Source organism: Bacillus sp. DE0042, from assembly GCF_007680225.1.
GTDB lineage: Bacteria > Bacillota > Bacilli > Bacillales > Bacillaceae_G > Bacillus_A > Bacillus_A wiedmannii.
On the sequence record NZ_VEJP01000001.1, the window covers coordinates 1,381,359 to 1,408,177 of the forward strand.

At 36.4% G+C, this 26,819-nt stretch carries 30 protein-coding genes, 1 riboswitch and 1 other annotated feature; of the genes, 5 read left to right on the forward strand and 25 right to left on the reverse strand.

The annotated features are described in order from the left end of the window. Positions 1 to 99: 99 nt before the first annotated feature. Positions 100 to 281: riboswitch (Lysine riboswitch) on the reverse strand. Between the two features lie 89 nt (positions 282 to 370). After that, positions 371 to 766 (reverse strand): DUF3888 domain-containing protein, encoded by a 396-nt coding sequence (locus FS802_RS06820; protein ID WP_001228833.1) that lies wholly within the window; start codon positions 764 to 766, stop codon positions 371 to 373. Positions 767 to 1,020: 254 nt separating this feature from the next. Here FS802_RS06820 and FS802_RS06825 point away from each other — a divergent pair, with 254 nt between their 5' ends. Further along, positions 1,021 to 2,907, forward strand: a complete 1,887-nt coding sequence (locus FS802_RS06825; RefSeq protein ID WP_098653889.1) for an LTA synthase family protein — start codon at positions 1,021 to 1,023, stop codon at positions 2,905 to 2,907. A gap of 182 nt (positions 2,908 to 3,089) precedes the next feature. After that, entirely contained in the window at positions 3,090 to 3,791 is a 702-nt protein-coding gene (pssA, locus tag FS802_RS06830) for a CDP-diacylglycerol--serine O-phosphatidyltransferase (RefSeq protein ID WP_000285422.1), read from the forward strand. Positions 3,792 to 3,859: 68 nt separating this feature from the next. On the opposite strand, the gene FS802_RS06835 is transcribed toward pssA, so the two are convergent. From FS802_RS06835 to FS802_RS31840, 21 genes are all read right to left on the reverse strand, one after another. After that, positions 3,860 to 4,831 (reverse strand): NAD(P)-dependent oxidoreductase, encoded by a 972-nt coding sequence (locus FS802_RS06835; protein ID WP_001062816.1) that lies wholly within the window; start codon positions 4,829 to 4,831, stop codon positions 3,860 to 3,862. Between the two features lie 147 nt (positions 4,832 to 4,978). Next, complete coding sequence (locus tag FS802_RS06840; RefSeq protein WP_001118876.1) at positions 4,979 to 5,155, reverse strand: DUF4025 domain-containing protein; 177 nt, start codon at positions 5,153 to 5,155, stop codon at positions 4,979 to 4,981. A gap of 67 nt (positions 5,156 to 5,222) precedes the next feature. After that, positions 5,223 to 6,242: a histidinol phosphate phosphatase domain-containing protein gene (locus FS802_RS06845; protein ID WP_000861829.1), complete on the reverse strand. Its 1,020-nt coding sequence runs from the start codon at positions 6,240 to 6,242 to the stop codon at positions 5,223 to 5,225. 13 nt (positions 6,243 to 6,255) lie between these two features. Further along, positions 6,256 to 6,579 (reverse strand): phosphoribosyl-ATP pyrophosphatase, encoded by a 324-nt coding sequence (hisI, locus tag FS802_RS06850; RefSeq protein WP_000426349.1) that lies wholly within the window; start codon positions 6,577 to 6,579, stop codon positions 6,256 to 6,258. A 10-nt stretch (positions 6,580 to 6,589) separates the two neighbouring features. Next, positions 6,590 to 6,895 (reverse strand): phosphoribosyl-AMP cyclohydrolase, encoded by a 306-nt coding sequence (gene hisI, locus FS802_RS06855; RefSeq protein WP_048561390.1) that lies wholly within the window; start codon positions 6,893 to 6,895, stop codon positions 6,590 to 6,592. Beyond that, on the reverse strand, positions 6,892 to 7,650 hold the full coding sequence (hisF, locus tag FS802_RS06860; protein WP_098653891.1) for an imidazoleglycerol phosphate synthase cyclase subunit: 759 nt from the start codon (positions 7,648 to 7,650) through the stop codon (positions 6,892 to 6,894). Before hisF ends, hisI (FS802_RS06855) begins: the two co-directional genes overlap by 4 nt. Continuing rightward, a complete protein-coding gene (gene hisA, locus FS802_RS06865; RefSeq protein ID WP_000402306.1) occupies positions 7,644 to 8,363 on the reverse strand; it encodes a 1-(5-phosphoribosyl)-5-[(5-phosphoribosylamino)methylideneamino]imidazole-4-carboxamide isomerase in 720 nt (239 codons plus the stop codon). The genes hisF and hisA overlap by 7 nt, the downstream gene beginning before the upstream one ends. Then, a complete protein-coding gene (gene hisH, locus FS802_RS06870; protein ID WP_000560364.1) occupies positions 8,336 to 8,965 on the reverse strand; it encodes an imidazole glycerol phosphate synthase subunit HisH in 630 nt (209 codons plus the stop codon). Before hisH ends, hisA begins: the two co-directional genes overlap by 28 nt. Continuing rightward, complete coding sequence (gene hisB / locus FS802_RS06875) at positions 8,966 to 9,550, reverse strand: imidazoleglycerol-phosphate dehydratase HisB (RefSeq protein WP_001206365.1); 585 nt, start codon at positions 9,548 to 9,550, stop codon at positions 8,966 to 8,968. Beyond that, complete coding sequence (gene hisD / locus FS802_RS06880; RefSeq protein ID WP_000406988.1) at positions 9,550 to 10,839, reverse strand: histidinol dehydrogenase; 1,290 nt, start codon at positions 10,837 to 10,839, stop codon at positions 9,550 to 9,552. Before hisD ends, hisB begins: the two co-directional genes overlap by 1 nt. 11 nt (positions 10,840 to 10,850) lie before the next feature. Then, complete coding sequence (gene hisG, locus FS802_RS06885; protein WP_001244483.1) at positions 10,851 to 11,486, reverse strand: ATP phosphoribosyltransferase; 636 nt, start codon at positions 11,484 to 11,486, stop codon at positions 10,851 to 10,853. Next, positions 11,462 to 12,724 carry an ATP phosphoribosyltransferase regulatory subunit gene (gene hisZ, locus FS802_RS06890; RefSeq protein WP_000170332.1) on the reverse strand — a complete coding sequence of 421 codons (1,263 nt, stop codon included), beginning with the start codon at positions 12,722 to 12,724 and terminating at the stop codon, positions 11,462 to 11,464. Before hisZ ends, hisG begins: the two co-directional genes overlap by 25 nt. Positions 12,725 to 13,032: 308 nt before the next feature. Next, positions 13,033 to 13,614, reverse strand: a complete 582-nt coding sequence (gene leuD / locus FS802_RS06895; RefSeq protein ID WP_098653892.1) for a 3-isopropylmalate dehydratase small subunit — start codon at positions 13,612 to 13,614, stop codon at positions 13,033 to 13,035. Next, positions 13,592 to 14,986 carry a 3-isopropylmalate dehydratase large subunit gene (leuC, locus tag FS802_RS06900; RefSeq protein WP_144524939.1) on the reverse strand — a complete coding sequence of 465 codons (1,395 nt, stop codon included), beginning with the start codon at positions 14,984 to 14,986 and terminating at the stop codon, positions 13,592 to 13,594. The genes leuD and leuC overlap by 23 nt, the downstream gene beginning before the upstream one ends. Beyond that, positions 14,986 to 16,050, reverse strand: coding sequence for a 3-isopropylmalate dehydrogenase (leuB, locus tag FS802_RS06905; RefSeq protein WP_000415374.1), 1,065 nt, complete (start codon positions 16,048 to 16,050; stop codon positions 14,986 to 14,988). The genes leuC and leuB overlap by 1 nt, the downstream gene beginning before the upstream one ends. A gap of 77 nt (positions 16,051 to 16,127) precedes the next feature. Next, the gene (gene leuA / locus FS802_RS06910; RefSeq protein ID WP_098653893.1) at positions 16,128 to 17,648 is read right to left on the reverse strand and encodes a 2-isopropylmalate synthase; all 1,521 of its coding nucleotides are present in this window, start codon (positions 17,646 to 17,648) and stop codon (positions 16,128 to 16,130) included. Between the two features lies 1 nt (position 17,649). Beyond that, complete coding sequence (gene ilvC, locus FS802_RS06915) at positions 17,650 to 18,666, reverse strand: ketol-acid reductoisomerase (protein WP_098653894.1); 1,017 nt, start codon at positions 18,664 to 18,666, stop codon at positions 17,650 to 17,652. Between the two features lie 20 nt (positions 18,667 to 18,686). Further along, entirely contained in the window at positions 18,687 to 19,196 is a 510-nt protein-coding gene (ilvN, locus tag FS802_RS06920; RefSeq protein WP_000822948.1) for an acetolactate synthase small subunit, read from the reverse strand. Next, positions 19,193 to 20,893 (reverse strand): acetolactate synthase large subunit, encoded by a 1,701-nt coding sequence (gene ilvB / locus FS802_RS06925; RefSeq protein WP_098653895.1) that lies wholly within the window; start codon positions 20,891 to 20,893, stop codon positions 19,193 to 19,195. Before ilvB ends, ilvN begins: the two co-directional genes overlap by 4 nt. A gap of 73 nt (positions 20,894 to 20,966) precedes the next feature. Further along, positions 20,967 to 21,194, reverse strand: a binding site (T-box leader). A gap of 17 nt (positions 21,195 to 21,211) precedes the next feature. Next, positions 21,212 to 22,108 carry a branched-chain-amino-acid transaminase gene (gene ilvE / locus FS802_RS06930; RefSeq protein WP_001005492.1) on the reverse strand — a complete coding sequence of 299 codons (897 nt, stop codon included), beginning with the start codon at positions 22,106 to 22,108 and terminating at the stop codon, positions 21,212 to 21,214. Positions 22,109 to 22,249: 141 nt separating this feature from the next. Beyond that, entirely contained in the window at positions 22,250 to 22,456 is a 207-nt protein-coding gene (locus FS802_RS31840; protein ID WP_098653896.1) for a hypothetical protein, read from the reverse strand. A gap of 68 nt (positions 22,457 to 22,524) precedes the next feature. On the opposite strand from FS802_RS31840, the gene FS802_RS06940 reads away from it, so the two are divergent. Next, positions 22,525 to 22,764 (forward strand): DUF3911 family protein, encoded by a 240-nt coding sequence (locus FS802_RS06940; protein WP_000752504.1) that lies wholly within the window; start codon positions 22,525 to 22,527, stop codon positions 22,762 to 22,764. A gap of 126 nt (positions 22,765 to 22,890) precedes the next feature. Further along, complete coding sequence (locus FS802_RS06945) at positions 22,891 to 23,130, forward strand: YkuS family protein (RefSeq protein WP_000101010.1); 240 nt, start codon at positions 22,891 to 22,893, stop codon at positions 23,128 to 23,130. Positions 23,131 to 23,481: 351 nt separating this feature from the next. On the opposite strand, the gene FS802_RS06950 is transcribed toward FS802_RS06945, so the two are convergent. Next, positions 23,482 to 23,571, reverse strand: a complete 90-nt coding sequence (locus FS802_RS06950) for a hypothetical protein (RefSeq protein ID WP_000608225.1) — start codon at positions 23,569 to 23,571, stop codon at positions 23,482 to 23,484. Between the two features lie 108 nt (positions 23,572 to 23,679). Further along, positions 23,680 to 24,147, reverse strand: coding sequence for a GerW family sporulation protein (gene ytfJ / locus FS802_RS06955; RefSeq protein WP_002096773.1), 468 nt, complete (start codon positions 24,145 to 24,147; stop codon positions 23,680 to 23,682). A gap of 203 nt (positions 24,148 to 24,350) precedes the next feature. Between ytfJ and FS802_RS06960 the strand changes: the two genes are divergently transcribed. Next, entirely contained in the window at positions 24,351 to 24,743 is a 393-nt protein-coding gene (locus FS802_RS06960) for an imidazole glycerol phosphate synthase (protein WP_116480634.1), read from the forward strand. 33 nt (positions 24,744 to 24,776) lie between these two features. Here FS802_RS06960 and FS802_RS06965 read toward each other — a convergent pair whose 3' ends face one another. Continuing rightward, positions 24,777 to 26,120, reverse strand: coding sequence for a TrkH family potassium uptake protein (locus FS802_RS06965; RefSeq protein WP_048561403.1), 1,344 nt, complete (start codon positions 26,118 to 26,120; stop codon positions 24,777 to 24,779). Positions 26,121 to 26,819 lie beyond the last annotated feature (699 nt).

Genomic DNA, 26,819 nt, shown 5'->3' on the forward strand with positions numbered 1-26,819 from the left:
CGCGCGGAACAATGTTCACACGCGTTTCTTATTAGGAAAAATATATATTGAAAAAATAAACGAGTTGTTATCTCCTCAAAATAAGAAACCGCATCAACATCTCCAAATAGCTCTCCATAAAAGAAATATTATGACAGTACTACATTTATTCAATGTAGTCCCAATATATGAATAAGATGGTTATTCTTATATTTCGGCAATAGTCCCTTTCAACCTATGATCACAGATTCCATTAAATCTCCCATAGCTTACTCTTTCCTATCGCGGCCTCTACCTTTGAGAGTAGATGAGGTAAGTCTATTTAATTTTCAAACATCTAATTGTTGCTATTAACAATACCAAAGGACCATTTTATTTGTCAAACAATTTTTTATATTGTTTTTTTACAGTTTAATTTCGTATCATTTGGTAAGCGCTTTACTGAAATCTTTGACACTTCCCATTCGCCTTCTTCATTATTAAATGTAATCGTTACCTTCTCAAATGGTGGAGCAATTTTCCCAGCAACTCGTTCATACTTCGTTACTTCAATACTTGCTTGAAATAAATATGTACCGCTATACACTTTTTTTAAACTAATAATTTTAGGACATTGATAAGGCTTCAAGCTCCCATATTGCTTTTCAATTGCTTTATTTATTTTCGGAAATAAAACAGAATAAAGGGCATCTTCCATAAGAGGTGCATCATATTGGGCTACCGACACACTCGGTGAAGCAAAAAGTATAACACTACTGCATACTATAAAATATAATAATTTTCGCATTATAACCTCCGTATTATTACACGATTCTTTCTGCGCACGATAATTATCATACATAGAAACTCCGTTTTATTGTCTCCCACTGCCCTTTTTCTACTCAATTATTATAAAAAAGCCCACAACTCTCTTTTATTTTCGTATAATGATACTCATAGTATAATAAACATAATAACAAAGGACTGTTCGTATATATAAAATGAGGCGCTAACCAAACCGGCTCACAAGAACTGTCATGCTTTTTAGGAGAGGAGTATATTATGCTACAACGTCTGTTTCCAAAACTGCGATTTGCACTCGTTGCAGTCGTTTTATTATGGATAAAAACATATATTGTGTACAAGCTAGCATTTGATATTAAAATTGATAATTTCTTTGAAGAATTTATGCTTTTTATTAATCCGCTAGCTGCGTTACTTTTATTTTTCGGTTTTGCTTTACTTGCATCTAAGCACCGAAACCGCATTATAATTGGAATCAGTTTTATACTGTCCTTTATTTTATTTGGAAATGCAATGTTTTATGGGTTTTATAACGATTTCGTTACGTTCCCAGTTTTATTCCAAACAAATAATATGGCTGACTTAGGGACAAGTATAAAAGAACTCTTTACGTACAAAACATTACTTTTATTTGCAGATGCGATTATTTTAATGTTTCTTTCGCGTAAATTCCCAGCATTTTGTGACAAGACGCCGCTTTCTCGCACTGAGAAGCGAACTTTCTTTAGCGGTGTAACAGCTTTATTAGCACTACAAATTGTTGTTTCAGTTATTTATAAACCACAAATGTTCTCACGCTCATTTGATCGTCAAACTGTCGTGAAAAATTTAGGTTTATACACATATCATCTATTTGATATTACACTTCAATCTAAATCTTCAGCTGAACGTGTATTTGCAAGTGGTGACGGGTTCTCTGAAATTAAAAACTATACAGACTCAAAAGATAAGCAAGTTGATAAAAACTTATTTGGAGCTGCAAAAGGTAAAAATGTAATTTTGATTTCAATGGAATCTACACAAAGTTTTGTTATTAATAAAAAAATAAATGGAAAAGAAATTACTCCATTTTTAAATGAACTTATTAAAGATAGTTTTTATTTCGATAACTTCTATCATCAAACAGGACAAGGTAAAACTTCTGATGCTGAATTTATCGTTGAAAATTCACTTTATCCGTTAGACCGCGGTTCTGTATTCTTTACTCACGCAACAAATGAATATACAGCTACACCAGAACAATTAAAAAAATACGGATATTCTTCTGCTGTCTTCCATTCCAACGATAAAACGTTTTGGAATCGTGATGTAATGTATCCTGCACTTGGATATGATCGTTACTTTAATTTAAATGATTACGTAGGCACAGAACAAATGTCTGTCGGTTGGGGATTAAAAGATAAAGAGTTCTTTGAACAATCGATTCCAAAGCTAAAATCTTTACCACAACCGTTCTATACAAAATTTATTACTTTAACAAACCATTTTCCATTTCTTCTAAATCCAGAAGATCAATATGTTGATGAGTTTAATTCGGAAAGTGGTGTTGTAAACCGCTACTTCCCAACCGTTCGTTACACGGATGAATCTCTGAAATTATTTATTAAACAATTAAAAGACGAAGGACTGTATGATAATTCCGTTATTGTCATTTATGGAGATCATTATGGTATTTCTGAAAACCATAACGCAGCTATGGCTCAGTTCCTTGGGAAAGACGCTATTACACCGTTTGATTCTATGCAATTACAACGCGTCCCTCTCATTATTCATGTACCTGGTCAAGAAGGAAAAGTCATTTCTAAAGTATCTGGTCAAATTGATATTAAACCAACGCTACTTCATTTACTTGGTATTAAAACAAATCAATCAGTTGAATTTGGAACTGACCTATTTATTAAAGAAGAAGATCCACTTATGGTAATGCGTGATGGTAGCTTCGTTTCGGAAAACTATGTTTATACAAAAAACATGTGCTATAAACGAAATACAGGTGAAGAAGCGGATATTTCATTATGTCAACCAAATATTGAAAAAGCAAAAACTGAATTGAAACTCTCCGACAAACTCATTTATGGAGACTTATTACGTTTCGACCCTAACAATCGTTATAAAACCGGAACAATGACAACGAAATTTGAATAGCGCCAGAAGCAACTTTTATAAAAGTTGCTTCTTTTTTTACTTATTTTTCAAATCATTCCGCTATGAAATCTTTCACAAATTGGGAATTTTTTTCGTATGAGGAAGAAATTTATGGTATGATAAAATAAGTAAAATTTCATAAACTAATTAAGAATTTATTACAGAAAGCAAGGGATCAGATTTTGTATAGAGCAGCTATTCCAAACTTATTTACGCTCGGAAATTTATATAGTGGATTCTTATCTATCGGCTATGCATCTTTAGGATATTATAAATCAGCTGCTATTTTAGTACTTATCGGGATGATGTTAGATAGTCTTGATGGACGTGTTGCTCGTTTATTACGTGTTGATTCACAAATGGGAAAAGAACTTGACTCGCTGGCGGATGTCGTAACATTTGGTGCAGCACCTGCTGTTCTCATGTATTACACATCTTTCTCCAATTACGGGATCATCGGACTATACATAGCGGGACTATTCCCTCTTTTCGGAGCATACCGTTTAGCACGATTTAATGTAACACCATCTTCTACTTCAATGAAATATTTCACTGGCGTACCGATTACAGCAGCCGGAGGGCTTGTTGCTTTCTTAACATTATTTTCACATACCATTCCAAAAATCGTTCTTATTACAGTATTTGTAACGTTCGCATTTTTAATGGTGAGCCGTATTCGTATCCCAAGTTTAAAAGATGTACCAATTCCACGATATAGCATCATTATTACACTATTTTTAGTTGGAATCATTATAACAATGTACCAAACAGGGTTCGGTAATTTTTCTGTTTTCTTATTCATTGCTATTCCACTATATATTTTGTATATGCTATCTCAATTTCTTAGACAAAGACCATCTAAAAGAGCAAATAAAGAAAAATAAGAAAAACCTTCCGATTCCGGAAGGTTTCTTTTTATGCCGTAAAAGCCCACTCTCATTAAAGCTTCACTTTATTTTGTAACCAATACCTTTTGATTTACAGGTGTTACTGGCTCTTCACCGTTTAATACGGCTAAAATATTTCTTACTGCCATTTCAGCCATCGCATCACGCGTTTCGAACGTTGCGTTCCCTACGTGAGGAGCAAGTACTACATTCTTTAATCCTTTTAGCTCTTCTGTAATTTTCGGTTCAAATTCAAATACGTCAAGAGCTGCTCCTTCAATTTCATTCGTTTTTAATGCATGAGCAAGTGCCGCTTCATTCATAATTGGTCCACGTGAAGCATTTACAATATACGCTGTTTTCTTCATCATTTTAAACTGTTCATCATCAATCATATGATGCAATTTCGGATTATAAGCACAATTAATTGTAATAAAGTCTGCTGTTTGTAATAATTCTTCCAATGTTACATATGTTGCTTCCAGTTCACTTTCAGCTTCAGGCTTTCGATTTGGTCCTGTATATAAAACATTCATTCCAAACGCTTTCGCACGCTTTGCAACTGCCTTGCCGATTTCTCCAAGGCCAATAATTCCAATTGTTTTACCATGTACTTCACGGCCTAAGAAAAATAATGGTGCCCATCCATTAAATCCAGTTGTACGACATAATGTATCACCTTCAGGAATTCTACGTGCAGCTGCTAAAAGAAGTGCAAATGTTAATTCTGCTGTCGCTTCAGTTGATACTTTCGGTGTATTCGTTACCGCAATCCCTTTTTCTCCGGCATACGAGTAATCAATATTATCGTAACCAGCACCGTAGTTTGCAACAATCTTCAAATTAGGTGCCGCATCAATAACTTCTTTTGTCACCTTTGTAGAAAGTAGACTTAACAATGCATCTTTATCTTTTACACGATCTGTTAATTCATCTAAAGAAATTAACGCATCTTTATCGTACATTTCTACATCATGATCCTTTAATAGTTCTAATCCGATTGCTGGAATTTTCCCTGCTACTAATATTTTTGCCACTACTAACACCTCTTCTATAAAAAATAAGATATCTCTTATCTTTCATTGTAAGAAATCCACCTATAAAAACCAAGGAATTTGATCATAGTTTTGAAAATCGACATTTTTTACCCATAAGAAAAGAGGAGATCCATCTCTCCCCTTTTCTTACGCTTTCTCTTGCGATTCTTGTCCAAGCTTTGCATCGATCGTTCCTTCTGCAACTGTATCGCTAATTTGTTCCTCAATAACTGATTGAGATGTAGCATTCGTTTCAGAAGTATAAGCTTGTTGCTGTGCACCTTGTAAATCTTGTACATTTTGTTTATTTTGTTGTTTCGCCATTTCTTACCCTCCTTTTTATTCTTTCTTATTTTGAACAAAAAGGGTGGTTTTCATCAAAAAATCGTGATCATTTTGAAATTGTTACTTCTTCTTCCAGTAATCTCATCGTTCTTACTCGTTTCGTAAATGTAGCTATGTGAGAAATATCATGATTACGTAACGTCTTTATATTCTCTGCCACATATTTTCCTAAATCACTCGGATAATGAGCATCTGAGGAGAGAGTAACCGGAACGCCATGCTTAGCTAATACTTGTAAATATAGCGGACTCGGACACATTTCGCGTACAGGATAGCGATAGTACAATCCTGCATTTATTTCCGTTGCCGTATTTGTTTCTACTAACACACGCGCAATTTCCTTATAATAAGAAAGTTGTTCATTTTCATCTAACCGATAATTAAATACTTTTATGTTATCAAGATGAGCTATAATATCAAATAAATTAGAGCGAACTGCACACTCAACCGTTTTGAAAAACGTATCATATAAAGCATATAAGTCATGTTCCTTAAAATATTCTTTCGTATCTGGATTATCAAATCCCCAGCCATTTAAAAAATGAACAGAACCAATTACATAATCAAAATCTCCTAATGCGAGTAAAGATTGTAATTCTTGTTCACCACCAATAAAATAATCCGCTTCAATTCCAAGTTTAAGCGTAACACCTCTTTTACTCCACCGTTCTTTCGCCTCTTCAATTGCCTTTGTAAAATCATGTAGTGATGTTACCCTTACTTGGTCTAACCATTCCTTCTGTAAACGACCAAGCCTCGAATCACTAATATCGACATATCTTTCATAGTATTCTTTCGCTTCATAAAAACGGTATAAATGATCGACAATACCAACTTCTTTTATACCTTTTCGCAAAGCTTCTTCTAAATATAAATCAATCCATTTCGTTGTAAATGGCCCTTCTTTCACACGTCTTTGCAGGCGTTCTTGTGTTTTCACAAGCCATTCCATAGAATATTTTTCTTCTTTAAGTGGTTCATAATGTTGTAACACTTCATTTATTTTAGCTAGCCATCCTATTGAATATGGCCCTTCTTCTAAATGAATGTGATAATCCACCTTCATCTACATTTCCCCCTTATAATGTATCTATTTCACTTCTGTCCCCCACTCGCGAAAGCTTCCCATTTCTTTCTGTCACTTCCTCCATAACATCTTCTAATGATATATTTTTTTCAGCTAATAAAACAAAGCAGTGATACAATACATCAACCATTTCTTTCACTAATTCTTCTTTGTCATTATTTTTAGATGCGATAATTACTTCCGTGCATTCTTCACCAATTTTCTTTAAAATTTTATCTTCTCCTTTTGAAAATAAATAATTTGTATACGATTCAGGAAGTGGATTTCCCTTTCGTTCTTCAATTGTTTCAAATAGTAATTTAAAGGCATTTTCCATATGTATCCCCCTATATAATTTGGTAGTGAAAACATGTTTTTTCTCCTGTATGACAAGCAGGTCCCACTTGCTTTACGACAACAACAATTGAATCTTGATCACAATCTAAATAAAGAGATTGCACATATTGGACATTTCCTGATGTTTCTCCTTTATTCCATAACGATTGTCTTGAACGAGAATAAAACCATGTTCTTTTCGTTTCTAGCGTTTTTTCATATGCTTCTTCATTCATATAAGCTAGCATTAAAACTTCTTTTGTCCCTTCTTCAATTACAACCGCTGGTAATAATCCTTTTGAAAAGTTAGGTTTCATAACCGCACCTCAACATTTGCATTTCTTAATTTTCTCTTTACGTCCTGCACTGTCGCCTCACCATAATGAAAGATGGATGCCGCAAGTGCTGCATCAACTGTTGTCTTTTGAAAAACTTCTATAATGTGATCAACATGACCACATCCGCCTGACGCGATGACTGGTACGGAAACGCTTTTTGAAATTTCTTCTGTTAAACGAAGATCATACCCGTTTTTCGTTCCATCTGCATCCATACTCGTTAACAAAATTTCGCCTGCTCCTAGCTCCGCAACGCGTTTTGCCCACCCGATTGCATCCATCCCCGTATCAACTCTTCCGCCGTTCACATAAACATTCCACTTTTCTTCTGCTACTTTTCTAGCATCAATTGCTACGACAATACATTGTGAGCCAAAGTGTTCTGCCCCTTCTTCAATTAGCTTTGGATTTCGCACTGCCGCTGAGTTGATTGAAACTTTATCCGCTCCAGCTCTTAGTAAATTGTACATATCTTTAACACTTGAAATCCCCCCGCCAACTGTAAGAGGAATAAATACTTTCGAAGCTGTTTTTTCTACAACATCTATAATTGTTTTTCGTCCTTCATGCGTTGCCGTAATATCTAAAAATACAATTTCATCTGCTCCCGCCTTATTATATAAAGCGGCTATTTCAACAGGATCACCGACGTCTTGTAACCCTATAAAATTTACACCCTTTACGACTCGGCCCTCTTTTACATCTAGACATGGAATAATGCGTTTCGCTAACATAACTTTGTTACCTCTAACACTTCTTCTAAATCAATCGTTTTCTCATAAAGAGCCTTACCAATTATGACGCCGTATATATTCATATCATTTAATTTTTTCACATCTTGAATAGATGCCACTCCTCCAGAAGCAATAAGACGAATGCTCACGCTTTTTTGTAGTAACTCCAATTGCTCTAAATTCGGCCCTGCAAGTGTCCCGTCTTTCGAAATGTCTGTAAACACAATCGTTTGAACACCTACATTCTCCATTTGCTTTGCTAAATAAATGTAAGAAATTTCAGACACATCAAGCCAACCTCTCGTTGCTACGAAACCATTTTTCGCATCAATTCCAACAATGATTTTCTCTTTATATAGAAGAACCGCTTCTTCTAAAAATTCCTTATCATAAAGAGCAGCTGTTCCTAAAATCACTTTATCTACACCTACTGACAATAACTTCTCTACCGTTACAAGTGATCGAATTCCGCCTCCAACTTGCACAGGAATACGTACTGCCTTGCAAATCCTTTCAATAACGAGCAAATTTACTGACTCACCAGCAATTGCGCCATCTAAATCAACAATGTGCAACTTTTTCGCTCCCAATTTTTCGAATATAATCGCTTGCGCAACCGGATCTTCATTCATTACTGTTTCTTTACTAAACTCTCCTTGATAAAGTCTAACGCATCGCCCCTCTTTTAAATCGATAGCTGGGAAGATTTCCATGCCTCTACCACCCCTTTGAAATTTTTCAACATTTGCATTCCAATGTCACCGCTTTTTTCAGGATGAAACTGTGCGCCGTATATATTTCCTTTTGCTACAAAACCAGGTACTTTCACTCCATATTCACTTATCCCATACACAATTTCATTTGGACAATCTGCATAATAAGAGTGAACATAATATACGAAAGAACCGTCCTCTACTCCATTCCAAAGTGCTATTTCTCCCTCTTTCTTTAACTCATTCCATCCCATATGTGGAATTTTATAAGGAACCTTTAACTTTCGAATAACACCTGGCAATAAACTTAATCCGTTACAGTCTTGTAGTTCCTCACTTTTTTCAAATAAAAGCTGCATCCCTAGGCAAATGCCCAGAAGCGGTTTTCCTGAACTCCCGACTTCTTTTAACACACGCACTAAATTTTTTTCTTCCAATACATCCATCGCTTTCGGAAATGCACCTACTCCTGGTAAGATTACTCCATCACTTCTAAAAATCTTTTCTTTATCACCCGTTACGATGTACTCTGCTCCAATATATTGTAATGCTTGTTCCACACTGCGAATATTTCCCATTCCATAATCTATAATAGCAATCAATTACAACATCCCTTTCGTGGAATTTACACCAGTAATGCTGGCATTTCTTTCGACTGCTTCTCTAAGCGCTCTACCAAACGCTTTAAATAACGCTTCAACTTTGTGATGTGTATTGCTTCCGTATAAAATGCGAGCGTGTAATGTAATATTGGCAGCATGAGCAACTGCTCTAAAAAATTCTTCTGTTAGTTCTGTATCAAAATCCCCTAGCTTCGGATTCGTTAATTCTCCTTGAAATACAATATATGAGCGCCCGCTAATATCAATTGCGACAAAACCTAAAGATTCATCCATCGGTACATATGCGGAGCCATAACGGTTAATCCCCTCTTTATTTTGCAATGCTTCTTTCAAACAATTTCCGAGTACAATTCCAACATCTTCAACTGTATGATGCGCATCAACGAATACATCACCTTCCGCCTCCACTTGTAAACCGAATCTTCCATGCCTTGCAAATAAAGTTAGCATATGATCAAAAAATCCAACTCCCGTTTGTACAGAAACGTTCTTGCCTTCATCAAGCTGCAAACTTAATTTGATTTTTGTTTCTGTCGTTTCACGTATTTGACTGCACTCACGCATTATTCTTCCTCCTCAAATCTTATTTGAATTGCTCTCGCATGCGCATGTAACCCTTCTTTATTGGCAAGTTCTACAATATGATGTTGTACATCTCTTAACGCGTCCTCCGTATAAGACAGAAAGCTTGATTTTTTCACGAAATCATCGACTGATAACGGTGAGAAAAACCTTGCCGTTCCACTTGTCGGTAACACGTGATTCGGTCCTGCTAAATAATCACCGAGAGGTTCCGGTGCATATGGACCAAGAAAGATAGATCCTGCATGTTTCACATAAGCTAGAGCATTCATCGGTTCTTTTATATGTAACTCTAAATGTTCTGGAGCGATTTCATTCGATAATTGTAGCGCCTCATCTAAAGAAGGAACGATAAAGATAGCTCCATTTCTATTTATCGATTCACGTGCAATTTCGCTTCTTGGTAATGTTTCTAACTGTCTTTCTATCTCTCTTTCTACTTCTTTTGCTAACTCTATATTCGTTGTAATACAAATTGCTGTTGCTCTCTCGTCATGTTCTGCTTGCGATAATAAATCAGCAGCGATATATTTTGCATTACCGGTTTCATCAGCAATAACTACAATTTCTGACGGTCCAGCAATCATATCGATATTTACTATTCCGTATACTTCTCGTTTCGCCAGAGCGACATACAAATTTCCTGGTCCAACTATTTTATCCACTTTTGGAATCGATTCCGTCCCATATGCTAAAGCAGCAATTGCTTGCGCACCACCTATCGTATAAATTTCATCTACTCCTGCAAGGCTTGCAGCAACTAAAATATGTGGATCAATTCCTCCTTCTCTCGGCGGTGTTACCATTACAATCTTTTTCACACCAGCAAGTTTTGCTGGCAATACATTCATTAATACTGACGAAGGATACGAAGCAGTTCCGCCTGGCACATATACTCCTACATTTTCTAACGGCCGAATAATTTGTCCTCTAATGATGCCATTACTCGCGCAATCGAATATGGATTGCCTTTTTTGCTTTTCGTGATATGAAATAATGTTTTTCTTCGCCTCTTGTAACGCTTCTAAAAATGAATTCTCTACAAACATACCCGCTCGTTTTATTTCTTCTTCACTTACACGAAACTCTTTAATCTCCACACCATCAAACTTTTTTGTATAAAAAGATAGAGCCTCATCCCTACTCTCCCTTACATTACGAACAATTTCGCTTACACTTCTTTGAACAGTTTCTTCTATTATATTAGCGTTTTCTCGTAGCAATTTTATTTTCGATAACGCCTTTTGAAAATCTTCACAAACAATCTCCATTACAAGTCCCCCTATTTTCCTGACAAAATTTCTTGCTCCATCATATTTATAATACTGAATATTTCGTCTTTTTTAGTTTTTAATGCAGCCTTATTTACAATCATTCGAGCAGATATAGAACACATTTCCTCAAATACAATGAGCCCATTTTCTTGTAATGTTTTTCCTGTTTCCACAATATCAACAATTGCATCTGCCAATCCAAGAATAGGAGCGATTTCTACCGAACCTTCTATTTTTATAATTTCTACATCCTCTCCTTTATCATGAAAATAGTTAGAAGTAATATGTGGATATTTCGTCGCAATACGCTTCTTCCGGTAACTCTTCGGATTATAAGTAGGAATAGAAGCAACACAAAACTTACATACGCCTACTCCTAAATCCAACATTTCATAAATATCTTTCTCATTTTCCATTAAAATATCTTTTCCAACGATCCCAATATCAGCTACTCCATGTTCTACATAAGTAGCAGCATCTACTGCTTTCACTAAAATAAATGAGACATCTGTATTTTTACTTTGAAAAACAAGCTTTCGTCCTTTATTTTTGAGCTCTGAACAATCAATTCCAATCTGCTCAAAGAGTGGAATCACATGTTTTTCTAATCTTCCTTTCGTTAACGCAATTTGAATGTTACGCATGAAGTTTCTCCTTCTTTCTGGACTACCCATTTCTCTTTCCATACATATTCCACTAATGATTCGTTCTTTGCCTCTACGACCGTTACTACTTTATTTTTTCTTGCAAATTGAAAGGTGTCATTTATATTAGAGAATAAAGATAGCTCTACTTTTTTTCCGTCCTTTTGAAGTAAATTTCGCAATCTTTCCGCTTCTGCTAATCTATTTAACTTATAATGAATGATAATATCTATTCTCTTTCTTTCATATGGTTCTTGCTGCTCTTGCAGCGCCTTCACAATTTGATTGACTTGCACCGCGAGTCCAACAGCCGGCAGCATCTCTCCAAAATTTCCAATTAATTCATCATATCTTCCGCCACTAACAATTTCTTCTCCAATTTCATATATATACCCTTTGAAAATAACTCCCGTATAGTAATCTAAATGTTGGATCATACCTAAATCAATTGATATGTAAGATCCATAGCCTAGTTTTTCAATTGCTTCATATATTTCTTTCACTCTTGCAATCGCCATTTTCATTTCATTACTTGAGGCGAGTTTTTCTGCTTCCTCAATCACTTCTAAATTCCCAAATAGCCTTGGTAATTTCTCAAGTAATCTTACTGTTTCATCACATCGATCTAATTTCTTTTCTCTAATAAAATTTGATAGAGCCGCATAATTTTTACTTTCAATGTATGTCCTAAGTACTCTCTCTTCTTCCTCATGAATGGAGAGTTTTTTTACAATACATTTATATAACTGCACTTGCCCAATCTCTATTGTAAAAGATTGCACCTTCACCTTTTGAAGTGATTGAATGACGCTTATGACGCATTCAATTTCAGCTCTTACGTTATCAATCCCTATAATTTCAATACCACTTTGTACAATTTCATTATATTTTCCAGTAAGGGACTCATTCGCCCGAAATACATTCCCGCCATACGTCAGTTTAAGCGGCGTATCCCACCTCTGCGTTCCCATCACTCTCGCTAAAGGAATTGTCATATCTGGACGTAACACGATAATCCGTCCCTTTTCATCAAAAAATTTATACATCTTTTCTTCATCTATCGGTCTATTTTGAAAGGCAAAAACATCATAAAATTCAATTGTAGGTGTCCTTATTTCCTCATAACCTCGCCCTAAAAAAGTACGTCTTAATTTTTGCTCCACTTCTTCAATTAACGTACATTCTTCAAATAAATAGTCTCTCGTTCCATTTGGGTTTGCCCGTTTCCATTTTGTCATCTAAATTCTCACACCTTTCTCTTTCTAATGTATGCCCATTTCATTCACCTAAACCGAAAATAAAAAGAGCCTTGTAGACAAAATACCTACAAGGCTCTTTAGTAGAGTGTAGGTACAACGGGAATAACCCTTGTGCCTACACGTTTTCACGCTAGGTTCAAGGGCTTTATGTATGATGATGTAGTTGTGTAAGCATTTTAATAGATTGCATGATATTCATAATACTTACTCCCTTTCTCCTCTGATTTTTACATAGTATATAATACTTAATTCTGAATGTAAATACATTTTGAACATTCCGTTATTTCTTAATATAAAGCTACTTTCCTTTCATACTCTACAATTTCTTGTTCATATTGCATCGTAATACTAATTTCGTCTAGACCATTTAATAATTTCTCTTTCCACATTTTCTCGATTGTAAAATGAAACCTGTGCGTACTCGTTGTAATTACTTCATTCTCTAAATCTACTTCTATTTGTTCTCTCGCATCCGTTTTGGCAAGTTGTTCTCGCATTTCTTTATCCATTACAATTGGTAACATACCGTTTTTCATACAATTCATATAAAAAATATCTGCAAACCCGCCGGCGATAATAACGCGAAAACCATAATCAGCAAGCGCCCACGGAGCATGTTCTCTTGAAGAACCACAACCAAAATTATCACCTGTAATTAATATACTTGCTCCTTTTCTATTTTGTGCATTAAGCGGAAAATTAGGGTTTTCATGGCGGTTATTATCATAACGCCATTCATCGAATAAATATTTTCCAAATCCCGTCCTTTCAATTCTCTTTAAGTATTGCTTCGGAATAATTTGATCTGTATCAATGTTATCATTCATCAGTACTGCAGCAGTACCTTTATGAATATGAAATGGCTCCATCATAACTCTCCTTTCTAGTATCAACAAAATGACCGTATAACGCAGCTGCTGCCGCCATTGCTGGGCTAACTAAATGTGTTCGTGCCCCTTTTCCTTGTCTTCCTTCAAAATTACGATTTGAAGTCGAAGCACAATGTTCTCCTTCAGGTACTTGATCTGGATTCATTCCAAGACACATTGAACATCCAGGTTCTCTCCATTCAAATCCAGCTTCTTCAAATATGTGATGTAGCCCTTTTTGCATCGCAGCTTCCCTTACTCTTTTCGATCCAGGTACAACGAGCGCTCGCACACCTTCTTTTACCTTTCTCCCTTTCACAACAGATGCAGCAATTTCTAAATCAGAAAGCCTGGAATTTGTACAAGATCCAATGAAAACATGCTGGACAGGAATGTCATACGTGCTTTGTCCAGGGCTTAATCCCATATAAGAAAATGCTCTTTCGTCATTTGCATCCTGCTTTTCTGGCAATTTTTCATCAATACGAACACCCATACTCGGGTTGGTTCCCCACGTAACGTACGGTGCTAAATCCGTCACATCTATCGTAATATATAAATCATAAATTGCATCTGAATCTGTATAAAGTTCAGACCATTTCTTCTCGAATGTTTCAAAGTCTTTCGGTGCATATTTACGTCCTTTTACATAAGCAAATGTTTTTTCATCTGGTGCTATAATACCAGCCTTTGCTCCTCCTTCAATTGCCATATTACAAAGCGTCATTCTCTCTTCCATCTCCATAGCCTCAATCGTCTCTCCGTAAAATTCCATTACATATCCAGTTCCAACTGCTACACCGTACTTTGAAAGGAAATGCAAAATAATATCTTTTGCGTAAACACCTTTCTGTAATTTTCCTTTTAACTCAATACCCATCGCTTTCGGCTTTCGTTGCCATAACGTTTGCGTTGCCAATACATGCTCCACTTCACTCGTACCAATGCCAAATGCTAGCGCGCCAAACGCACCATGCGTTGCTGTATGACTATCACCACAAACAATTGTTTTTCCTGGTTGTGTAAGTCCAAGTTCTGGTCCGATAACATGAACAATCCCTTGCTCTTCATCCCCGATATCCGCTAACGGCACCTGAAATTGTTTACAATTTTCCCGGAGTGTATCTAGTTGCTGTTTCGCAATGCGATCGGTAATATTCCAAACATCTTTCGTTGGAATATTATGATCCATCGTTGCGAATGTTAAATCAGATCTGCGAACCGTTCGATTTGTAAGCCGCAAGCCTTCAAAGGCTTGCGGTGACGTTACTTCATGAACAAGATGAAGATCGATATATAATAAATCTAATCCATTTTCGTTTGTCGTAACTACGTGTCTTTCCCAAAGTTTATCTAGCAGCCTTTTTCCCATTATCTCCCTCTCCCTACTAACGCTTGCTCTTCCATCTCTTGTATAACTGCCTTCGTAAATGAAGTTGTCGTCTCATCTCCTCCGATATCTACTGTACATTTTCCTAATTTAAGAACTGCAGATATCGCAGATTCAATTGCATTCCCTTCTCTCGTTAATTCAAATGATTGCCCAAGCATCATTGCAACAGAGCGCATCATTGCAATTGGATTCGCCTTATTTTTTCCGGCAATATCCGGCGCTGATCCGTGAATAGGCTCGTATAATGAAGGTCCCTTTTCTGCATGACTTGCTGATGGAAGCATTCCTAATGATCCCGCTAATACTGAAGCTTCGTCACTCAAAATATCCCCAAATAAGTTTTCCGTTACAATTACATCAAACCGTCCTGGATTCCGAATTAACTCCATCGCAGCTGCATCTACTAAAATATGTTCTAGTTCAACGTCTGGATAACGAAGTGCTACTTCTTCCGTAACAGTTCTCCATAGTTTACTAGATTCTAAAACATTCGCCTTATCAATAGATGTTACTTTTTTCTTCCGCTTACTCGCTAATTGAAAGGCATAAGAAACGATCCGTTCAATTTCATGACGATGATACGTAAGTGTATCTGTTGCTACTTCGTCCGTTCGTTCTTTCGGATAAGAAAAATAAATTCCACCTGTTAATTCACGAACGACAACGAAATCAATTTCATCAGCGTTTTTTAATGGCGATAAATGTGCCGTTGCGCTTTCTACCGTTACAGGGCGAACATTTGCAAATACTCCAAGCCCTTTTCTTAGAGCTAATAATCCTTTCTCCGGTCTTTCCTTCGCGCTATCCCACCTTGGTCCACCAACCGCTCCAAGTAAAACCGCATCACTTGCTAAACAAGCGGCAAGCGTTCGTTGCGGTAATGGTTGCCCATTTAAATCGATAGCACTCCCGCCAAAATACTCATCTTGCAAATGAAAATGATGCCCATATAACCTCTCTACCATATGCAATACTTCCTTCGCACTTTCCATAACTTCTGGGCCAACACCATCACCAGCTAAACAAACGATACGTTTTTCCAATTTCAACACTCCTTTTAACTGAATTTTCAGAACTTTAATTTGATAGGTGAGGAAGGCTTCTCTCACCTATCAAACACTTATTTTACAAGCTGGATAAAAGATTTCAATTTCCCTGCTGCATGGACATATGCTCTCGCCGAAGCTTCCAATACGTCTTGTGCAACACCAAAACCTGATACTTGATGCGTTCCTTCTTTTAATTCAACATGAACATGAGCCAGTGCATCTTGACCTTGTGTAATAGATTGTATGCGATAATCCGCCAATTCACATTCTAATCCTAAAATTCTTTGGATTGCATTATAAATCGCCTCAATACTACCAGAACCAGTGGCTGCATCTTCGTATACATTTCCTTCTTCGTCTTTTAGCACAACTGTCGCGCATTGTGTACTATTTGATACAAAATGTACTTGTAGTTGCGTAATGTTATATTGCTGAGCCGCAAATGCTGATTCCCCAAGCATAAGTGCACGTAAATCTTCCTCAGTAATTTCCTTCTTACGATCAGCTAATTTTTTAAAGGCTTCAAACACCGCATCTCGTTCTTCCTTTGTAAATTCATAACCAAGCTCTTTCATTTTTTCTGTAAACGCGTGACGTCCAGAATGTTTTCCAAGTACGAATAGATTTTGAGATTCGCCTACTAGCTCTGGTTCAATAATCTCATACGTTGTCACTTCTTTTAATACACCATCTTGATGAATTCCTGATTCATGAGCAAATGCATTCGCTCCAACAATCGCTTTATTTTTCGGTACAACCATACCGGTTAATCTGCTTACTAATGTACTCGTCGCTTTAATCTCTTTTAGCGTCATAGAAGACTCCGCTTTATAGAGATCTTTTCTAATATGAAGAGCAACTGCGACTTCTTCTAACGCCGCATTCCCTGCTCTTTCTCCAATTCCATTAATTGTTCCTTCTACTTGCAACGCTCCGCCTTCAACCGCAGCTAATGAATTCGCTACTGCCATCCCAAGATCATCGTGACAATGACAAGAGAAAATTGCTTTTTCATATGAAGGAACGGATTCTTGTAAGTATTTAAAAAGAGAATAATATTCTTCTGGATTCGTATATCCAACTGTATCTGGAATATTAATTACATTCGCTCCTGCACGAATCGCAACTTCAACTGCTTCAGCTAAAAAAGCTTTTGCTGTTCTTGTCGCATCTTCTGCTGAAAATTGTACTGTCGGAAATAATGATTTCCCGAGTGTAACCGAGCGGTGAATACTATCTAATACATCTTCTTTTGACATACAAAGTTTATATTTCATATGAATATCACTTGTAGCTAAAAATACGTGTAGACGAGGAGATACAGCATCTTTCACCGCTTCATATGCTCTTCGAATATCACTTTCTTTCGCTCTAGCTAAACTCATAACTGTAGCATTTTGAATGGTATTTGCGATGCGTTTTACCGATTGAAAATCCCCTTCGGAAGCTGCTGCAAAACCAGCTTCCATGACATTAATACCTAGTCTCTCTAATTGCCTTGCAATTTGCAATTTCTCTTGTTCATTTAAATTCACTCCTGGTGATTGTTCGCCATCACGTAGCGTCGTATCCATGAACAAAATCTGCTTCATATTATTTAACCCCTGCCTTTACTCGCGGCTGTACAAACGGCATCATTTCACGTAATTTACGTCCAACTACTTCGATTTCGTGTTCATTCTCTTTCTCATTTGTCGCATGGAAATTTGGTTTTCCTGCTTTATGCTCTGCAATCCAGCCTCTTGCAAATGTACCATCTTGAATTTCTGCTAGCACTGCACCCATCGCTTTCTTCGTATCTTCCGTAACAACGCGTGGGCCTGATACGAAGTCGCCCCACTGCGCTGTATCTGAAACTGAATATCTCATATTTTCAAGTCCGCCTTCATACATAAGGTCAACGATTAGTTTTAGTTCATGTAAACATTCAAAATATGCAAGTTCCGGTTGATAACCGGCATCAACTAACGTTTCAAATCCAGCTTTTACTAGTGCAGTTACTCCGCCGCAAAGCACAGCTTGCTCTCCAAATAAATCTGTTTCTGTTTCTTCTTTAAACGTCGTTTCTAATACACCGGCTCTCGTCGCTCCAATTCCATCAGCATAAGAAAGTGCCTTTTCAGTCGCAACTCCTGTTGCATCTTGGTATACTGCAAATAATGCAGGAACAGCTCCGCCTTCAGTAAACGTACGGCGTACGAGATGACCTGGCCCTTTTGGTGCTACTAGAAATACATCTACATTAGCTGGCGGTTTCACTTGATCAAAGTGAACATTAAATCCGTGAGCAAAAACGAGAGAATTTCCTGCCTTTAAATTTGGCGCAATTTCCGCTTCATATACTTCTGGCTGCAGTTCATCCGGTAGTAGAATCATTACTACATCAGCTTTTCCCGCTGCTTCTGCTACTGTATATACAGAAAATCCATCTTCTTTCGCTTTATCCCAAGAGTTCCCTTTTCTTAAACCTACTACTACATCAAATCCGTTATCACGTAAGTTTTGTGCATGTGCATGACCTTGCGAGCCATATCCAATGATTGCTACTCTCTTTTCTTTTAATACATTTACCGTTACATCTTTCTCATAATAAACTTTTGTCATTTTCATTTCCCCCTATATTTAAATGGTTATTGAATTAACATAACTTGCTTATCTTGTTTTTTCATACTACGCGTAAACGCTGTTACACCTGTTCTAGCAATTTCTTTCAAACCATACGGACGAAGTAATTCAATTAATGCTTCTACTTTCTCCTGCGTACCAGTTACTTGCACAACTATGGAATCCTTCCCAACATCTATTACAGCGGCTCGAAACGGTTCAATTAAACTATATAATTCTGCTCTTGCTACTGATGTTGCTACTTTAATAAGTGCAAGTTCTCTTGCGATCATCGCTTCTTCTGTAATATCTGATACTTTCAGAACATCAATTTGCTTATGAAGTTGTTTAATTAACTGTTCCACTTGCTGTTCATTTTCAACGTGTACAACAATCGTCATCCGCGATATGTCCGATGATTCCGTATGACCTACTGAAATACTTTCAATATTAAAATGTCTTCGTGTCATAACACCCGTAATTCGGTTTAACACACCACTTTGATTTCGAACTGTCGCTGTAACAATTCTCTTCACCTTTTTTCCACTCCCTCCATTTGGTGAACACCTTTCCCTGGCGCAACCATCGGCATTACCTTTTCTGATTGAAGTACACGGCAATCAATTACGACTGGTTCTTGTAATTCAATCGCCTGCTGTATTTGCTTCTTTGCAAGAAGTGGATCATCTATACGAACTCCTTTTATGCCATACGCATTCGCAAGAGCGACGAAATCTGGTTGACACGACAGTAAAGAGTGCGAATATCTTTTGTTATAAAATTCATCTTGCCATTGTCTTACCATTCCTAAAGCTTCATTATTTAAAATAAATACTTTAACAGGCAATGAGTGTTCTTTTAACACACTTAATTCTTGCAAGGTCATTTGAAATCCAGCGTCACCTACAATTGCAATAACTAGTTCCTCAGGCTTTGCAATTTGCGCACCAATTGCTGCTGGAAATCCGAAGCCCATCGTTCCTAATCCTCCTGAAGTTACCCATTTATCAGGAGTTTTGAGCGGATAATATTGGGCTGCCCACATTTGATGTTGCCCAACATCTGTTGTTACAATCGCTTCTCCTTTCGTAATTTCATATAACATATCAATTGCGTATTGAGGCTTAATACTTTCCGAATTCCTTTTATAAGATAGTGGATACTTTTCTTTTCTACTCTTTAATAAAGAGAGCCACTTATGATGATTTTCTTTCTTTCCTTCTGGTTGAAGTAATACTTCCAGCGCTCGCTTAGCACTTGCAACAATTGGAATTTCAGTCGGCACATTTTTTCCGATTTCTGCTGGATCAATATCAATATGCGCAACAGTCGCCTCTTTAGCAAAATAAGCCAAATTTCCTGTAAGGCGATCATCAAATCTTGCACCTATATTAATAAGTAAGTCGCATTCATATAACGCCATATTGGCTGTGTAAGAACCGTGCATTCCTCCCATTCCTAGAAAAAGTTCATCATCTGGCGGAAACCCACCAAGACCAAGTAATGTATGCACAACAGGAATTTCATATTTACGAGCAAAACTTGTTAACTCTTTCGAAGCCTTCGCATGCAATACACCTGCTCCAGCTAAAATTAACGGCTTGTTTGCAGCACTAATTGCTTGTAATAATTTGTTTATTTGGAGTAAATTCGGTTCATAATTAGGATTGTATCCTGGTAAATCCATTTGTACGTCATTACATCGTTCTCCTTGCTCTACTACCATATCTTTCGGAAGGTCAATAACGACTGGGCCTGGTCTTCCTGTTCTAGCAATATGAAATGCTTCTTTAATAATTCGAGGTAAATCTGAAGCCTTTCGCACTTGATAGTTATGTTTTGTCACTGGCATCGTAAGCCCCATAATATCCGCTTCTTGGAAAGCATCACTTCCAATTAATGTCGTTGCTACTTGCCCTGTAAATACAACAAGTGGTAATGAATCAATCATCGCATCTGCTAGACCCGTAATAACATTTGTAGCACCTGGCCCACTCGTTGCAATGACAACCCCTGGATTGCCAGTAATTCTGGCATACCCTTCCGCGGCGTGAATAGCTCCTTGCTCATGCCTTGTTAAAATATGCGGAATTTCACAGTCATAGAGTGCATCATAAAGAGGTAAAACAGCACCACCAGGATAACCGAAAATTACTTCTACTCCTTCCTTTTCTAACGCTTCTAACAATAGCTGTGCACCAGTTGCCAGTTTCTCTTCCGTTTTTGAAGACATTGTTCTTATAAGCCCCCTTTTTGAAAACTTTTATCAATAAAAAAAATCCTACGTCCACACTCCAGCTATGTGCTGAAGGGACGAAAGATTTCGCGGTACCACCCTTCTTCGCAAGAATACTCTTGCCTCAGTGACCCATAAATGAGTCTAGCTAATAACGGAGCTACCGTCTAAGCCTAGACAAATGCTTCAGCTTAGCACTCAAGGGCGATGTTCGTCGACGTGAACCATCGGTTTTCAGCAACCACCGACTCTCTGTGAGGCTTCACAATCAACTACTCCTCCCTCTCAACGCTTTCTTATTGTTATAAAGAGTTGTTATCCAACTTTATTTTCTTCGTAAATCTTCTCTCCATCTTCTACAACTAACTTTCGGAATTCTTCTAATAAACGATTCGTATGTGGACCTGTTTGCCCTAAACCAATCGTTCTACCATCTACTGTCGTAACAGCAATTACTTCAGCAGCCGTTCCTGTTAAAAATACTTCATCAGCTACATATACATCATGTCTTGTAAATAACTCTTCTCTAACGTCATATCCAAGTTTTTCACCGATTTCTAATATAGCGTTTCGTGTAATGCCTTCTAACGCTCCAGCAGAACTTGGTGGTGTAATTAATTTATTTCCTTTTACAATAAACACGTTATCTCCTGAGCCTTCAGCTACGTATCCTTGATCATTTAACATAAGTGCTTCTTGTACTCCAGCTAATTTCGCTTCAATACGAACTAAAATATTGTTTAAGTAATTTAAAGATTTTACTTGAGGCGACAAAACATCTGGACGGTTTCGGCGCGTTGCAACTGTTACAACCGGAATCCCCTTTTCATAATATTCTTGCGGGAATAAAGATAGTTGTTCTGCAATTACTACTACATTCGGTTTCTTACAAGAATCAGGATCTAATCCAAGATTTCCTGCTCCTCTCGATACAACAAGGCGAATGTATCCATTAGATAATTTATTTTGTCGAATCGTCTCAACAACAATATCCGTTACTTCATCTAAAGAATATGGAATTTCTAACATGATGGATTTTGCTGATTCATATAACCGGACAAGATGCTCTCTCAAACGGAAAACATTACCGCTATATACTCTAATTCCTTCAAATACTCCATCGCCATATAAATAACCATGATCATATACTGAAACTTTTGCCTCGTCTTTTGGAACAAATTCTCCATTTAAGAAAATCCATTGCTCGTTCACTGGAAAGCGCCTCCTATGTTCTATGAATTTTTTATTGTTTCCTAGTTTACTCTCCTTTCTAAATAAATCAAGTGAATTTTTAGAAAATTTATAATTTTTAATCGTACGTACATCTTTGATTATATTGATTTAACAGCATTGTTAACGTTTACAAAAAGTCAAAATTTTTTTTTCGTCAATTTCCCCTAAAAAAAATATTTGTTTAAAAGAAGGATTTTCATCAATTGATACGAATCTATTGTATTCAATAAACGGACGTCCGTTTTTATAAATTCGGGAATATATAACGACTTTTGCTGAAAAAGGGGGAAAATAATAAAAATAACGCTGTCTAAAAATAACATTCATATTTTTCGTTTCGTAATCATAATCCTATTTTTAAAAAACAATTTGTCAAAATGAAGGAGGAAATCAATATGGCGTGTGTACAAATTAAAGGAACGAGACAAGAGGTAGTAGAAATGCTTCAACTATTTGATCTAATGGATACGAAAGGTTTTTGTAAATTCGATAATTATGTAGAGGTAGAACCAAATAATAAAGAACATAATAATTTTATTGCTTCAATTGACATTCATTCAAATACTTCTTCTGCCCAAGATACTTTAAACGATCAATTCGTAAGTCAAATGCTTACTGGTGTATATAACGACTAAATAAAGTGATACTCTAATCAAGCTATCCGTAAATAGCAGGATAAATATATGCTTCCTACCGTCTTTGCATAAATATATACGATGTACTAGAGCATACTAGCAACTAGATGGTAGGAGGTGAGAATTATGGCTAGAATTGGCGTTGAAAACTCATTAACAGATGTTCAACAAGCTCTTCAGCAACAGGGACATGAAGTTGTTACCCTGGGCTCCGAACATGATGCACAAGGGTGCGATTGTTGTGTTGTAACTGGGCAAGATTCTAATATGATGGGTATTGCAGATGCATCAATTAAGGGATCGGTAATTGCAGCTCATGGTTTAACAACAGATGAAATTTGTCAGCAAGTTGAGAGCCGCACTTAAAAAAGAAAGAGGACTCCTTTTGAAAAGGAGTCCTCTTTTTTATATTCACCTAACGGGAAAGTAACATATACTGGATGAAAGCCCTACCTCTCTCTCATCATTACGGTTCCACTGACCGCTCCTTGATTCACTAGTATACATATAAAGCCTACAATAATAATTTATAGGGTTTGTTCACAAAAGTTGTTGGTAAGACTACCCGATCTTTCGCAAACTTTTCGTATTATATTTATAAGGTTTATTTACTTTACACTAGCTGTAACCGAGACACGAATTAAAATTTTAACACCAATACAATAACTTGTCAACATTTTTTACAAATTTAAAACAGACAGTAACGGTTTGTCTGTTTTAAAATGGAGCTTTTTCTTTTATTACATATACAACAAAACCGCTTACTAACATACATAAGCCAACTACTAAGTTTTTGATATTAATCATAAATTCCTCTCCCTTATTCCACACATCATATATATTTACAGTTCAATTATTCCGATCATCATAAAGCGCACTTTTTCTAATATATCACAATTCCTAAAAAATGCAAGTTCACTTTTGGCGACCATTTACAAATTTATCTACAGTGCTTGGTACCGTATTTAAAGCCTTTTCAATTAAATGTGTACTACTATTGAGGTGTAATACTTGCACACCGTTAGAACCGACTACTAAAAAAGCAACTGGACTAATAGAAACCCCAGCCCCGCTTCCGCCTCCAAATGGATGGCTTTGCTTGTTCTCTTTATGCTGCCCTTGTCCGTTATTATGCTTTTCGGAAATAAAATCACCTTTAAAGTCACTTCCGCCGGCACCAAAACCAAAAGCCACTTGAGATACTGTTAATACTACATTTCCATCAGCCGTTGAAACTGGACTTCCAACAATCGTATTTACATCTACCATCTCTTTTAAATTTGTCATTGCTGTTTTCATTAAATTTTCAATTGGATGTTCCATTATGTATTGCACCCTTTCCTCATTATTCTTTTTTATACTTTCCAAAATAGAGGAAGTCATACTAACTTTTCCTATTTCAAAAAAACAATTCCACTCTTCTAAGTAGAATTATGCCTTGTACACGCTCGGATAAAGTAAAACTTTAATCAATGAGGTTTTCTTCATCACCTATTAAGTATTAACCCTCACCAATCGGGCGTTTGCGGATCACAAATAGCGGGATAAAAAAGAAAAAGAGATGCATACTACTATTGAACCTTGTTATGAAAGGAGTCATGACTTTGACTGAGAAATTTGATGAATATAAAAAAAGAGATAGAATAGATAGTGATTATAGTGACTATAAAGAAGAATACGCAGCTGAGGTTGCACCACAGCGCATTGATTATGATTACGATGAAAAAGAAAATAAAGAGGATATAAGATCGTCTGCCGCTGGATCAACTGCTGGCTTTATCGCTCTTGCCTTATCTATCTTATCACTCTTTACCTTCCCAACACTATTTGGTCTTGTTTCTGTATTACTTGGAATTTACGCTTATAATCGCGGAGCTACTGTAACTGGTGGTATCGCTGCGATTGTCGGCGGAATTGCAGCACTCATTGCAATTTTATTCCGAGTAGCACTTGTCGGATTATTGTTCTCCCTTTTTTAAAAAGAAAAAGGTATCTCGCTTATGCGAGATACCTTATCCTGTAAATACATCTTCCGATGGATATTTAATTTTTTGTTTTGCTGGTCGCGCTAAAGAAAACACAAGTGTTAACGGTCCGATTAATCCACAAAACATAACAAACATAATAATACATTTTCCAAACGCTGATAACTTTGCAGTAATTCCCATCGTTAACCCTACTGTACCAAACGCTGAAATTGTTTCAAATAGTAACTGAATAAAGCTAAAGTTTTCTGTAAGCATTAATACAAATACCGCTGCAAAAATGAGTATTTGACTGGCAACAGCAATAGCTAACGCTCTCGTTACTGTTGACATTTTAATTGTGCGCTGAAATAAAACGATTTCCTCTTTTTTTCTAAAGAAAGAAAGGACGGATGTAACTAAAATAACAAACGTTGTTAATTTAATCCCTCCACCTGTTGATACACTTCCTGCACCAATAAACATTAAAACCATCGTAAATAATATAGATGATTCTTCCATTCCCCCGTAGTCAACTGTATTAAATCCAGCAGTACGAGGAGTAATACCTTGGAAGAAAGAAGCCCATAACTTTTCATTTAAAGGTAAATTCCCTAACGTCTTCACATTATTATATTCCAATACAAAAATCACAATCATTGCTATAACATTTAACGCTACCGTTCCAACAATCATGATTTTAGAATGAAGTGATAATTTTCGAAAGCTACGACTATACCATATATCAATTAATACGGTAAAACCGAGACCACCTATTACGATTAAAGAGCAAATCCCAATATTAACAATAGGATCTCCTACATACCTTGTTAAATTATCCGGCCATAGAGCAAATCCAGCATTATTATAAGATGCAATAACGTGAAAAATACTATAGTATACACCTTTTCCAAAGCCAAACTCTGGAATAAAGCGAAACGATAAAAAAATGACTCCAATAAGCTCAATACAAATTGAAAATATAAAGACACGCTTTACTAATTTTACAAGACCACCTATATTTGTCTGATTAAATGCCTCTCCGATTAATAATCGATGGCGTAACCCGATTTTTTTACCTAATACCCAAACAATTAAAATGGCAATTGTCATAAGACCTAAACCACCTGTTTGAATTAAAAACATAATAACAATCTCGCCAAACATCGTAAACGTACTTGCAGTATCTACTACTCCTAATCCCGTTACAGTTGCTGCTGACGTTGCCGTAAAGAAAGCATCTACCCAACTAATATGTACTTTCGTTGCGAATGGTAACTTTAATAACAAACCGCCAACCACAATTAAGCAGAAAAAACCTAATGCTAATATTTGTGGTGGATTTAATCGTATAAAACGATTATACAGCCCTTGTCTTTTTGTTACTTCCATATTCACTAACTCCCTTTTCCCCTCATAACTAAAGGCTTATAAGAAACCTTACATAGCGGGATAAACCTTATATTCTTATAATATAGTTGAGCATAATCCTTTTTTTTAAAGATTTCAACTTTTATTTATACTTGAACTCCACTTCATTTTATGACAAGAAACTTTCTATTATATTTATTCGTACTCTACAACTCTCGCAACAATCATTTTATATGTATCATTTCTCAAATTCTCATACCTTTCACTCTATGTTCACACCAAGGTCACATCCAACTTTTATAGTATATGTATCGAAGTTGTTCCTCCCTAATTTATAAGACATTCCCCAGTGTCTTGAACAACTTCCATCCCTAATTAAATTGACATAAATTGTCCCCTTCCTTGACCATCTCTTATGTGATGGTCTTATTTTTTGTTTACTCTACCTCTTATTTAAAACTCCCTCTCTCTTTCACTCTATGTTCACACCAAGGTCACATCCAACTTTTATAGTATATGTACCGAAGCTATTCCTCCCTAATTTATAAGACATTCCCCAGTGTCTTTGAATAGCTTCCATCCCTAATTAAATTGACATAAATTGTCCCCTTCCTTGACCATCTCTTTTGTGATGGTCTTATTTTTTTGTTTACTCTACCTCTTATTTAAAACTCCCTCTCTCTTTCACTCTATGTTCACACCAAGGTCACATCCAACTTT